At 62.5% G+C, this 11,729-nt stretch carries 9 protein-coding genes; 4 read left to right on the forward strand and 5 right to left on the reverse strand.

Annotated features, from left to right (window positions below; all coding sequences use genetic code 11):
* Window positions 1-234: 234 nt before the first annotated feature.
* Both ACIROW_RS20235 and ACIROW_RS20240 read right to left on the reverse strand, forming a co-directional pair.
* Window positions 235-1,206: a LysR family transcriptional regulator gene (locus ACIROW_RS20235; protein WP_402278269.1), complete on the reverse strand. Its 972-nt coding sequence runs from the start codon at window positions 1,204-1,206 to the stop codon at window positions 235-237.
* A 66-nt stretch (window positions 1,207-1,272) separates the two neighbouring features.
* Window positions 1,273-3,141: an ABCB family ABC transporter ATP-binding protein/permease gene (locus tag ACIROW_RS20240; RefSeq protein WP_402278271.1), complete on the reverse strand. Its 1,869-nt coding sequence runs from the start codon at window positions 3,139-3,141 to the stop codon at window positions 1,273-1,275.
* Between the two features lie 143 nt (window positions 3,142-3,284).
* On the opposite strand from ACIROW_RS20240, the gene ACIROW_RS20245 reads away from it, so the two are divergent.
* From ACIROW_RS20245 to ACIROW_RS20260, 4 genes are all read left to right on the forward strand, one after another.
* Window positions 3,285-3,752: an acyl-CoA thioesterase gene (locus tag ACIROW_RS20245; RefSeq protein WP_402278273.1), complete on the forward strand. Its 468-nt coding sequence runs from the start codon at window positions 3,285-3,287 to the stop codon at window positions 3,750-3,752.
* Between the two features lie 86 nt (window positions 3,753-3,838).
* Window positions 3,839-4,789, forward strand: coding sequence for a 2-hydroxyacid dehydrogenase (locus tag ACIROW_RS20250; protein ID WP_402278275.1), 951 nt, complete (start codon window positions 3,839-3,841; stop codon window positions 4,787-4,789).
* A 12-nt stretch (window positions 4,790-4,801) separates the two neighbouring features.
* Window positions 4,802-5,770 carry a 2-dehydro-3-deoxygalactonokinase gene (locus ACIROW_RS20255; RefSeq protein ID WP_402278277.1) on the forward strand — a complete coding sequence of 323 codons (969 nt, stop codon included), beginning with the start codon at window positions 4,802-4,804 and terminating at the stop codon, window positions 5,768-5,770.
* A 26-nt stretch (window positions 5,771-5,796) separates the two neighbouring features.
* The gene (locus ACIROW_RS20260) at window positions 5,797-6,414 is read left to right on the forward strand and encodes a 2-dehydro-3-deoxy-6-phosphogalactonate aldolase (protein WP_402278279.1); all 618 of its coding nucleotides are present in this window, start codon (window positions 5,797-5,799) and stop codon (window positions 6,412-6,414) included.
* 96 nt (window positions 6,415-6,510) lie between these two features.
* On the opposite strand, the gene ACIROW_RS20265 is transcribed toward ACIROW_RS20260, so the two are convergent.
* The 3 genes from ACIROW_RS20265 to ACIROW_RS20275 all read right to left on the reverse strand — a co-directional run bounded on the left by ACIROW_RS20265 (window position 6,511) and on the right by ACIROW_RS20275 (window position 11,665).
* Window positions 6,511-8,205, reverse strand: a complete 1,695-nt coding sequence (locus tag ACIROW_RS20265) for a long-chain fatty acid--CoA ligase (protein WP_402278280.1) — start codon at window positions 8,203-8,205, stop codon at window positions 6,511-6,513.
* Window positions 8,206-8,471: 266 nt separating this feature from the next.
* Window positions 8,472-9,572, reverse strand: a complete 1,101-nt coding sequence (locus tag ACIROW_RS20270; RefSeq protein ID WP_402278282.1) for an aminopeptidase — start codon at window positions 9,570-9,572, stop codon at window positions 8,472-8,474.
* Window positions 9,554-11,665 carry a molybdopterin-dependent oxidoreductase gene (locus ACIROW_RS20275; protein ID WP_402278284.1) on the reverse strand — a complete coding sequence of 704 codons (2,112 nt, stop codon included), beginning with the start codon at window positions 11,663-11,665 and terminating at the stop codon, window positions 9,554-9,556. The genes ACIROW_RS20270 and ACIROW_RS20275 overlap by 19 nt, the downstream gene beginning before the upstream one ends.
* Window positions 11,666-11,729 lie beyond the last annotated feature (64 nt).

An 11,729-nucleotide genomic window follows, 5' to 3' on the forward strand; every position in this document is an offset into this window, starting at 1 on the left:
CCTACTCCGGTAGCGTCCGGATTGTCGCGCCATATTGCTTAATTTTTCAGCCGCCGCCGGGTGAAAAACCCGGCCGGGAGTGCGGATGCGCCTGCACAAAACCATCGCGCAAACTTGACATCCAGACACGCCATCGACAGCGACGCCATCGTAGGTCAATGCGATGCAGCAAAGCTAATGCTTTGTGCGCATGCAACTATGCGTTCCATGCATAGTTACGGTTTGAGCCCGCTGCTATGCGGCTTTCGACGCCTTTTTTGTCCGCGCAACAGAGGCGTTGCGGCCTTCTTCAAGCTCCAGGAGGTAATCCCACAAGCGCGCCACCACCACCTTGCCGCCGCGTTGCGGGGTCGGACGTTCACGGTACAAACGGATTTCCATCTCGACTTCCCACTCGCCCTGGGCGCCATCGGCGCGTGCGAGTTGCTTGTTGCGCACCTCGCGCGTGACCGAGGATTCCGGCAGGAAGGCCACGCCATGCCCTTCCAGCGCCATCATCTTGAGGCTTTCGGACATGTCGGTTTCGTAGTGCTTTTCAAGATGCAGCGGCTTCTTGGCGTCGGTCATGATCAGCTCCACCATGCGGCCGAGGTAAGCGTTGGGCGTGTAGGACAGGAAGGGCAACGGCGCCTTGGAGCTGCCGGGGAACACGTAATCGGGCTTGCCGGTACGGTCGCAGCGGGAATACGGACGCACGCTTTCCTTGCCCATGCTGAGCATGTCATAGCGGCTCGAATCGAGCTGCACCGGCTGGCGCGGATGGTGGTAGCACAGCAGCAGGTCGCAGCCGCCTTCGACGATGGTCATCACGGCGTCATGCACGTTGAGCGCAATCAGGCGCGTGTTAAGCGCGCCGAAGCCGGATTCCAGCGAGCTGAGCCATTTCGGAAAATAGGTCAGCGACAAGGTATGCGGCACCGCGAAATCGACGGTGGTCTGCGCCGCCGGGCGCTTGCCGCGCAACAGCGCACGCGTATTGTTGATCTGGCCGAGCATCTCCACGGCCTGCTCGTAGAACACTTCCCCTGCCGCCGTCAGCCGCGTCGGATAGGACGTGCGGTCGATCAGGTCGGAGCCGAGCCAGGCTTCGAGCGACTGGATGCGCCGCGAAAACGCCGGTTGCGTCACGTGGCGCAATTCGGCGGAGCGGCTGAAACTGCGCGTTTCAGCCAGGGAAATGAAATCTTCCAGCCACTTGGTTTCCATGCTTTCCATCCCTCCGGAGGGCTCGACGATGGAGCCGCTCGCGTTGTCGTTATTGTGGTGCTCCGCTTACGCCAGTTGCATCGATGGCGACAACGGTTCAGCACCCTCGCCGTCCTCGTCACCATCCTCGCGCGCCTGTTGCCGCGCCCACATCTGGGCGTAGGCGCCGTCGGCTGCGAGCAATTGCGTATGTGTGCCGCGCTCGATGATACGCCCATGCTCCAGCACCAGGATCTGATGCGCATCGACGATGGTCGACAGGCGATGCGCGATGATCAGCGTGGTGCGGCTCTCGGCGATCTCGCTCAATTGCTCCTGGATCGCCTGCTCGGCCTTGGAATCGAGCGCCGATGTCGCTTCGTCGAAGATCAGCACGGCCGGATTCTTCAGCAACGTGCGGGCGATCGCCACGCGCTGCTTTTCGCCGCCCGACAGCTTCAGGCCGCGCTCGCCGACGGTGGTTTCGTAACCGTCCGGCAGCGACTCGATGAAGTCATGTACATAGGCGGCCTTGGCGGCGGCGACGATTTCTTCCTTGCTGCTGCAGGGCTTGCCATAGCCGATGTTGTAGCCGATGGTGTCGTTGAACAGCACGGTATCCTGCGGCACAATGCCGATCGCCTTGCGCAGCGAGGCCTGGGTGACATTGCGCAGGTCCTGGCCGTCGATGGTGATGGCGCCGGCGTCGATATCGTAGAAGCGATACAGCAAGCGCGACAGCGTCGACTTGCCCGAGCCGCTATGACCGACCACCGCGGTGGTGGTGCCGGCGGCTACTTCAAAATCGACGTCGAACAGAATCTGGCGCTTGCTCTCGTAGCTGAAATCGATATGCGAAAAACGCAGCGCCGCACCGTTCGTCGCCAGCGGTTTCGCATCCGGCGCATCGGCGATTTCCTTGTTCTGTTCCAGCAGCGAAAACAGGCGCTCCATGTCGGCCAGGCTCTGCTTGATTTCGCGATAGATCACGCCGAGGAAATTGAGCGGGATGTACAGCTGGATCATGAACGCATTCACCAGCACCAGGTCGCCCAGACTCATCTTGCCGCTGATCACGCCTTGCGTGGCGCGCCACAGGATCAGCGTCACCGCGATGGCGATGATGGCCGACTGTCCCGAATTGAGCAGCGACAGCGAAGACTGCGACTTGACCGCCGCCGCTTCGTAGCGCTGCAAGCCTTCGTCGTAGCGGCGCGCTTCGAAGTCTTCATTGCTGAAATACTTCACGGTTTCATAGTTGAGCAGCGAATCGATAGCCTTGGAATTGGCGCGCGAATCGAGGTCGTTCATGGTGCGGCGGAAGTGCGTGCGCCATTCGGTGACGGTGATCGTGAACACGATGTACAGCGCCAGCGCGCCGGCCGTGATCACGGTGAACCAGATCTCGTAATGCAGCACCAGGTAGACCAGCACCAGGGCGATTTCGATCAGCGTCGGCAGGATGCTGAACAACGCATATGACACCAGCGATGACACGCCGCGCGTGCCGCGCTCGATGTCGCGCGTCATGCCGCCGGTCTGCCGGTTCAGGTGGAAGCGCAGCGACAAGGCGTGCAGGTGGCGGAACACCTTCAGCGCAATGGTGCGCACCGCGCGCTGGGTCACCTTGGCGAAAATGAATTCGCGCAGTTCGGTGAACACCGTGGTCGCCAGCCGCAACGCGCCATACGCGATGAGCAGCGACAACGGCAGCACCAGCAGCGCTTGCGGATTGTTCGGACCGATGGTCATGCGATCGACCAGTTGCTTAAGCAACAAGGGTACGCCGATGTTGGTCAGCTTGGCGCCTACCAGGAAAGCCAGCGCCAGCAGCACCCGCCATTTGTAGGTCCACAGGTAGGGCAGCAAGGTGCCCAGCGTTTGCCAGTCGCTGTGAGCGGGAACGGAAGGTGTGCGCGCAGCTTGCGGCGCGGTGGACGGCGGATATCGACGCATGAAAGAATTGCCCGGAAAAATTTGTGCTTTTGTTTTGCGGAGGAGCCGACGCAGACGCTGCGACTCCTATAAACTAGGAGGTTATCCCTGATCTTCCGCATTATAAGAGTCCGCAGGACTTCACGCTTTCAAAAGGAAACGTAATGACCAGTCAGCACCATACTTCGCTTCCCGTCGGCAAAATGCCGCATCTGCGCGTGATGCCCATGCCATCCGATGCCAATGTCTACGGCGACGTCTTCGGCGGCTGGATCATGGCGCAGGTCGATATCGCCGGTTCGCTGCCCGCCACCAAGCGCGCCAACGGCCGCGTCGCCACCATTGCGGTCAACTCATTCCTATTCAAACACCCCGTCTTCGTCGGCGATCTGCTGTCGTTTTACGCCGATATCGTCAAAGTCGGCAAAACCTCGATTACCGTCAACGTCGAAGTCTATGCCGAACGCAACCGCCTGCAAGCCGAAGTCGTGAAGGTCACCGAAGCGACCCTGACCTACGTCGCCACCGATGAACACCGCAAGCCGCGCGAGCTGCCTGCGTTGGCCCCGGGCGACAGCGTGCCGATCACCAGCGGCCTGCAAGACCTCGGCGGCGGCTGGTGCGCCGCCTGATCTGAAGCATTCCCGGACCGGCGCGCAGCCTTCCCTGGCGCGCCGGCCTACCAACCGTCTTTCACCCACCGATCAAGACCATCCCCATGACTTCCACTTCCGCACGTCCCGACATCCTCATCGCGGCCGCACTGCCGCCACACCTGATGCAACGCCTGCAAGACCATTTCACCTGCCATGACGCCAACGCGCTGAGCGAAGCGGCGCTGGCCGCCGTCGCACCGTCCATCCGCGGCATTGCCTCCAAGGGCGAAACCAAGGTCTCGCGCGACTACATCGCCCGCTTCCCGGCGCTGGAAATCATCTCCGTCTTCGGCGTCGGCTATGACGGCGTCGACGCCGTCGCCGCACGCGAGCGCGGCATCGAAGTGACCAATACGCCCGACGTGCTGACCGACGACGTCGCCGACTTCGCCATGACCTTGCTGCTGTCGACTGCGCGCCGCGTGGCGGACGCCGACCGTTTCGCCCGCAGTGGCGAATGGAAGAAAGGCCCGTTCGCGCTGACCACCAAGGTCACCGGCTCGCGCCTGGGCATCGTTGGGCTGGGCCGTATCGGCAAGGCCATCGCCAAACGCGCCGCCGCCTTCGACATGGACATCTCGTATCACAACCGCTCGCCGCAAAGCGACGTGCCCTACCGCTACGTGGCCGACCTCAAGACGATGGCTGCCGAAGTCGACTTTCTGGTGCTGTCGATGCCGGGCGGCGCCGGCACGCGTGCGCTGATCAATGCCGACGTGCTCGACGCGCTCGGCCCCAAGGGCTTCCTGATCAACGTCGCGCGCGGTTCGGTGGTCGATGAGGCGGCCCTGATCAAGGCGCTGCAGGAAGGCAAGATCGCCGGCGCCGGCCTCGACGTGTTCGAGAACGAACCCAACGTGCCGGAAGCGCTGGCCAAGCTGCCGAACCTCACGCTGACGCCGCACATGGCCAGCGGCACCGTCATCACCCGCACCGCCATGGCCGACCTGGCGTTCGACAATCTGCAGGCGCATTTCAGCGGCAAGCCGTTGCTGACGCCGGTGCCGCGTTAAATCGGGAACGTCATGAGCGCCACTGCAACCCGCCTCATCGCGCTCGACTGGGGCACCACGTCGCTGCGCGCCTACCGTCTCGGTGAGGATGGCGCCGTGCTGGACAAGCGCGGCCTGCCGTGGGGCATCATGAATCTGCCGGTGGTCGAGGGCGACTTCAGCCGCGCGGCCGGTTTCGCCAAGGCCTTCGACGAAGCCTGCGGCGACTGGCTGCAAAGCAATCCTGCGACACCCTTGATCGCCGCCGGCATGGTCGGCAGCGCGCAGGGTTGGCGCGAAGCGAGCTACGTCGAGATTCCGCTCGCCGTAGCCGACGTGGGCAAGCAGCTGACCCACGTCGACCTCGGCGCCGGCCGCACGCTGCACATCGTGCCCGGCCTGCTGCAGCGCGCAGCGTTGCCGAACGTGATCCGTGGCGAAGAGACGCAGGTGGTCGGCGCGCTCGACACCTGGCATGGCGGTGACGACGTGCTGATCGGCTTGCCCGGCACGCACTCGAAATGGGTACGCGTTCAAAACAGGATCATCACCCATTTCGATACCTTCATGACGGGCGAAGTCTATGCGGCGCTGACCCAGCACACCATCCTCGGCCGTACCATGGAACACCGCGAACAAAGCGATCCGGCCGCCTTCGAACGCGGCCTGCGCGTGGCGTCTTCGGAAGACGGCCGCGCCGGCGTGCTGTCGAACATCTTCAGCAGCCGCACGCTGGGGTTGGTCGGCCAGCTCAGTGCGACCGGTCAGCCGGACTATCTGTCCGGCCTGCTGATCGGCCATGAAATCGCGGCGCTCAAAGCGACTCGTACAGCTGCCGATTGCAGCGCCGAGCCGCTCATCATCCTCATCGGCGACGACAAATTGTGTACGCGCTACCGCACCGCATTGAACCTGTACGGACTGACCCGCATCGATATCGCGGCGCAAGCCACCGAACGCGGCCTGTGGAAGATCGCGCGACAAGCCGGACTGCTGAACTGAGCCGTCCGGCTCACTGGAGAAACACCATGTTGAAAGAAGCACTCAAGCAATGCGGACTGATCGCGATCCTGCGCGGCATCCGACCCGATGAAGTCGAAGCGGTCGGACTGGCCTTGTACGATGCCGGCTTCCGCATCATTGAAGTCCCGTTGAATTCACCCGAGCCGTTCGAGAGCATCCGCGTATTGCGCAACGTGCTGCCTGCCAATTGCATGGTCGGTGCCGGCACGGTGCTGTCGCCCGCGCAGGTACTGCAGGTCAAGGACGCCGAGGGCCAGCTGATCGTCATGCCGCACAGCGATCCGGAAGTCATCCGCGCCGCCACCGCCGCCGGCCTGGCCAGCGCGCCCGGCGTGGCCACAGTGACCGAAGCCTTCGCAGCGCTTGCAGCGGGTGCGGATATCCTCAAGATGTTCCCGGCCGAGCAGCTCGGGCCGGTGGTGGTCAAAGCCTGGCGCGCGGTGATTCCAGCCAGCGTCATGCTGGTGCCGGTGGGCGGCATCACGCCGGCCAGCCTGAAGGAATTCACCGCCGCCGGCGCTTCGGCTTTCGGTCTCGGCTCGGCGCTGTACAAACCCGGCATGACGGCGGAGCAAGTCAGGAAGAACGCCGATGCGTTCGTCAGTGCCTGGAAGCAGGCCTGATCCCCATATTGCAGCCATGAAAAACGCGACCTTGGAGGTCGCGTTTTTTATTTTTTCTGCAGGAAAATTCCACTGCAGGAAATCAGCTCAAATGCGTCATGCCGCTTTCTTCTCGGTCTTCTTCTCGTCGCGCAACTCGCGGCGCAGGATCTTGCCGACATTGGTCTTGGGCAGTTCATCGCGGAACTCGATGTATTTCGGCTTCTTGTAGCCGGTGAACTGCTCCTTGCAATACGCCATCAACTGCTCGGCCGTCAGCGACTTGTCCTTGCGCACCACGAACAGCTTGACCGCCTCGCCGGTGTGCTCGTCGGGTACGCCGACGCAGGCGCATTCCAGCACGCCAGGATGGGCCGCGACGACTCCCTCGATTTCGTTCGGATAGACGTTGAAGCCGGACACCAGAATCATGTCCTTCTTGCGGTCGACGATGCGGGTGTAGCCGCGCTCGTCCATGATGCCGATGTCGCCCGACTTGAAGAAGCCGTCCGGCGTCATGACCTTCTCGGTTTCGTCAGGGCGGTTCCAGTAACCGGCCATGACTTGCGGACCGCGGATCGCGATTTCGCCGGGCTGGCCGAGCGGCACCGGTTTGCCGTCGTCGTCCAGGATCAGGAACTCGGTCGATGGCAGCGGCAAGCCGATGGTGCCGGTGTAATCGGTAATCGTGCAGGGATTGGCGCTGGCGATCGGCGAGGTTTCGGACAAGCCGTAACCTTCGATGATCGGACAACCGGTGACCTTCTTCCATTTGTCCGCCACCGACTTTTGCACCGCCATGCCACCGCCGACGCAGCAGCGATAGCCGGAGAAATCCAGCTTGGCGAAATCAGGATGGTTCAGCAGCGCGTTGTACAGCGTGTTGACCGCCGGGAAGGTATTGACCTTGTACTTGCCGAGTTCCTTGATGAAGCCCGGGATGTCGCGCGGATTCGGGATCAGCACGTTGAGCGCGCCCTCGCGCGTGCCCAGCATGTTGCAGACCGTCAGCGCAAAGATGTGATACAGCGGCAGCGCGCAGATGAAGACCAGCTGATCAAGCTTGGCGCCCTGCTTGAGCGCCGGCATCAGCCATTCTTCTGCCTGCAGCACGTTGGCGACCAGATTGCGATGCGTCAGCACCGCACCCTTGGCGACACCGGTGGTGCCGCCGGTATATTGCAGGAAGGCGATGTCGTCGTGGCCAACTTCGACCGGCGCCGGCGTTTTGCCATGGCCGTGCGACAGCGCCTGCTTGAAGGTGATCGATTGCGGCAGCGAGAACGCCGGCACCAGCTTCTTGACGTGACGCACCACCAGGTTGACGATGGCGCCCTTGAGGCCGCCCAGCATCTCGCCCATGCTCGCCACCACGACGTGCCTGACGCTGGTGTTGGCGATGACCTTGGCGAGTGTACAGGCGAAGTTCTCGAGCACGAAGATGGCTTCGGCGCCGGAGTCCTTCAACTGGTGTTCGAGTTCGCGCGGCGTGTACAGCGGATTGACGTTCACTGCGGTGTAGCCGGCGCGCAGGATGGCGGCGATGGCGACCGGATATTGCAGCACGTTGGGCATCATGATCGCCACGCGTGCGCCCTTTTTCAGGCCGGTGCTTTGCAGCCAGACGGCCAGCGCCGTCGACAGCTGGTCCAGCTCGCCGTAGGTCATGTGCTTGCCCATGCAGACATAGGCGTTGCGGTCGGCGTATTTGGCGAAAGCTTCGTCGATCAGTTGGACCAGCGACTGGTAGCGGTTCGGGTCGATGTCGGCTGGGACGCCTGCGGGATAAGATGCAAGCCAGAATTTGTCCATATTGTTCCTTTTGTCTCCGGTTCAGGGCGGCTGCCGGTTGTTTCCCGCGGCTTGGGCGCGCACTGCAAAAAAAAGCACGGTTGTGTTTTTATTTAATGCAGATGCTATCGGCCAATCTCGTTAAGGGCAAGTATTTTGAGGAAATTTAAGAAAATTTTCTTGTTTCTTCCCGCATTCGCGTTTTCATCTGCCTTTTGCAGCAACTGCATGGCAAAGCCCTACCTTGCCCCATCTTTTCCAAATTGGCAACTTTTACACCCGGATATTCATTTCGCCGCCGAATGCAGCGCTTGAACATTGCCCTGCAGACGATCCAGTTGTTCATTGCGCGCCGTCTTGTCGAGCTTCGCCAGCGCTTTCACACGCTCGAAAAAATCGGCGAAGCCGCTGCTGCGCCGGAACAGTTCGCGAAATGCCGGCACCCGGTCGTGATAGGTGCCGACCAGCGCCAGATGGGCGTTCGACAGCGGCATGGCGAACCAGCGGTCGTAACCCGCGAAACCGCCCCAGCGCACCTTTAGCTGCTGATACTCGGCGCGCAAGGCATCGAAAATCTCGGCCTTGCGGCGCAGCTTGTCGGCGTCGCTGCCGTCGCCTTCGTAGTTGGCCTCCAGCTGAGACCGGTATTTCAGCAAGAGTTCAAGAAAGTCCTGCTTGCGTCCGGCGAACACCCTGTACGCCTCGCGCAGTCTGTCGTCGTGATGCGCCTGCAACCATTGCTCCAGGCCGATCTCTTCGACCGTGGTGGCATACGACTCATTGAACTGTGAATCGCCCTTGGCGTACGCCACCTGATGCGCCAGTTCGTGGAAGATCAGGCGCGCCAGTTCGGCGTCGGGATAATTGATGAAGGTCGACATCACCGGATCGTTGAACCAGCCCAGCGTCGAGTAGGCCGGTACTCCAAGAACCTGGACGTCGTCGCCCTCCTTGACCAGGCCGTCGGCATATTGCTGCGCGTCCTGCTGGCTGTAGTAGCCGCGATAGTCGACGCAGCCGGCGACCGGAAAGCACCATTGCCGTGCCTTCAGCGACAAGGCCGGCGCCGCCACCACGTTCCACACCACGAAGGGTCGCTCCAGCTGCGCGTAGCTCTTGTAGCTGCCGTTATCGGGCAGCGCCAGTTCCGCCACCGCGAAGCGCCGGATCTCGCGCACCGTCTGCAACTTGTCGCGCAGACGCCCGGAGGTGTGCGGATCACCCAGCCAGTCGTCGATCGGCCGCGCTTGCGCCAGCAGCGAAAACTGGCCGTGCGCCGCCTGCGCGTAATAACCGAGCGAACTGCAACCGGATGCCAACAGCAAGGCCGCACCCAGGCTCCCGGCCAGGCCGATTCTGGAGAGCCTGCTCAGACGCCGGATGGACATGCCTCGACCTGCACCAGCACGTCATAGAACGTCGGCGCATTGCCCATGTCGGTGAGGCGCTGGCTGGTAACTTCATTGGCGTTCTTGCCGTCGCCGGAAAATTTTTTCCACCAGATCGACAAACCCACCACCAGCCCGATGCGCGCTTTCGGCGTCACGCGCGCCTTGGCCAGCATGCTGCCGCGGTCGTTGAAAATTCTGACCTCGGCGCCGCTGACGATGCCGCGCGCAGCGGCGTCGTCGGGATGAATGTCGAGATGCGGCTCGCCCTCGGTGTCGCGCAGGCTCTGCACGTTGACGAAGGAAGAATTGAGGAAGTTGCGCGCCGGCGGCGAAATCATCGCCAGCGGATATTTCTGCGCCAGCGCTGCATTGCTGGCCACCGATTCATACGGTGCGATATAGGTGGGTAACGGATCGAGGCCGTCGGCCAGCATGCGCGCGGAATAGAACTCGCACTTGCCCGACGGCGTGCCGAAGCCGCCCTCGGCAAACGGCGCTGCCGGCATGTTGAGACGCTGCCAGCCTTTTTCCTTGAGACGCTCCCAGTCGTAGTCGGCCGCGCGCGGATTGCGGCGATCAAAGGCCTGCGCGGCGATGGCGTCGTCGCTGTCGCTGAAGCAGTCTTCGGTGAAGCCCATGCGCGCGGCCAGCAGGCGGAAGATTTCCGAGTTGGCTTTGGCCTCACCCAACGGCGCGATGGCGGCGTTGTTGGCCATCATGTAGACGTGGCCATAGGTCGCGTGCACATCGATATGCTCAAGCTGCGTGGTGGCCGGCAACAGGATGTCGGCATAGTCGGCGGTGTCGGTCTGGAAATGTTCCAGCACCACCGTGAACAGATCTTCGCGCGCGAAGCCCTGCATCACCTTGCCGGACTCCGGCGCGACCGCCACCGGGTTGGAGTTGTAGACGATCATCGCCTCCACGCGCGGGCCGAAGTCGACAGACGCCTCGCGCAGCAGATCGTCGCCGATGGTGCTCATGTTGATGATGCGCGTCGGCACGCCGTTGTTATGTTGCAGCAGCAGGTCCGGCCGTTGCAGGAACGCGCCGTTCTTGGGAAATGAATCGGAAGTCGATAACTGCAAGCCGCCGCCGGCGTGACGCCAGGCGCCGACCAGCGCCGGCAGGCAGGCGATATTGCGCACCGCCATGCCGCCGCCGCGCACGCGCTGCAAACCGTAGTTGGCGCGGATCAGCGTGATCTCGCCGCGTCGCGCCGCGGCGCCGTATTCACGCGCCAGCTGCACGACTTCGTCGGCGCTGATGCCGCACACTTCGGCGGTATGCTGCGGCGGCCACTCCTGCACGCGCTGCTTCAATTGATCGAAGCCCAGCGTGTGCTGCGCGATGTAATCGGCGTCGAGCAGGTTCTCGTTAATCAGCACGTGCATCATGCCCAGCGCCAGCGCCGCATCGGTGCCCGGCAACAGGGCGATGTGTTGATGGCATTTGTCAGCGCTCAGCGACCGGTAGGGATCAATGGCGATCAGCTTGGCGCCGCGTCGCTTGGCTTCCTGCACGCGCATCCAGAAATGCAGGTTGGAGGCGATCGGGTTGCCGCCCCAGATGATGATCAGTTTGGCGTCCTGCACGTGTTCCGTGTCGGCGCCCAGACGCGTGCCCAGTGTGTACTTGTAACCGGCGGCACCGGCCGAAGCGCAGATGGTGCGGTCCAGTTGCGAGGCGCCGATGCGGTTGAAGAAGCGCATCGCCATTGACTCGCCCTGCACCAGGCCCATGGTGCCGGCGTAGCTGTACGGCAGGATGGCTTGCGGATCGCGCGCGGCGACTTCCTTCAGCCGCGCAGAGATGGTGTCGAGCGCTTCGTCCCAGCTGATGCGCTCGAATTTTCCTTCGCCCTTTTTGCCGACGCGCTTCATCGGATACAGCAAGCGGTCCTTGTGATAAGTGCGGTCGGTATAGCGCGAGACCTTGGTGCACAGCACGCCGGCGGTGGTCGGATGATCGGGGTCGCCCTTGACTTCGGTGGCGACGCCGTCCTTGACGGTCACCAGCAAGGCGCACGTGTCGGGGCAATCGTGCGGGCAGGCGGCACGGACGATGATGGGTTCGGAAACGCAATTCATGGCAATCAACTAAACGGAACGCACGCGACGGAATGGCGCGGCAAGCTGCTACTTTATCTTAAAA

Origin of the sequence: Herbaspirillum sp. NPDC101397 (genome assembly GCF_044767325.1) — a bacterium.
Taxonomy (GTDB): Bacteria; Pseudomonadota; Gammaproteobacteria; order Burkholderiales; family Burkholderiaceae_D; genus Herbaspirillum.

Excerpts from the sequence above, each read along its gene's own strand:
- ACIROW_RS20275 (WP_402278284.1), bottom strand. The coding sequence starts at position 11,665 with ATGAATTGCGTTTCCGAACCCATCATCGTCCGTGCCGCCTGCCCGCAC.
- ACIROW_RS20240 (WP_402278271.1), bottom strand. The coding sequence starts at position 3,141 with ATGCGTCGATATCCGCCGTCCACCGCGCCGCAAGCTGCGCGCACACCT.
- ACIROW_RS20270 (WP_402278282.1), bottom strand. The coding sequence starts at position 9,572 with ATGTCCATCCGGCGTCTGAGCAGGCTCTCCAGAATCGGCCTGGCCGGG.
- ACIROW_RS20260 (WP_402278279.1), top strand. The coding sequence starts at position 5,797 with ATGTTGAAAGAAGCACTCAAGCAATGCGGACTGATCGCGATCCTGCGC.
- ACIROW_RS20235 (WP_402278269.1), bottom strand. The coding sequence starts at position 1,206 with ATGGAAACCAAGTGGCTGGAAGATTTCATTTCCCTGGCTGAAACGCGC.
- ACIROW_RS20255 (WP_402278277.1), top strand. The coding sequence starts at position 4,802 with ATGAGCGCCACTGCAACCCGCCTCATCGCGCTCGACTGGGGCACCACG.
- ACIROW_RS20250 (WP_402278275.1), top strand. The coding sequence starts at position 3,839 with ATGACTTCCACTTCCGCACGTCCCGACATCCTCATCGCGGCCGCACTG.
- ACIROW_RS20245 (WP_402278273.1), top strand. The coding sequence starts at position 3,285 with ATGACCAGTCAGCACCATACTTCGCTTCCCGTCGGCAAAATGCCGCAT.
- ACIROW_RS20265 (WP_402278280.1), bottom strand. The coding sequence starts at position 8,205 with ATGGACAAATTCTGGCTTGCATCTTATCCCGCAGGCGTCCCAGCCGAC.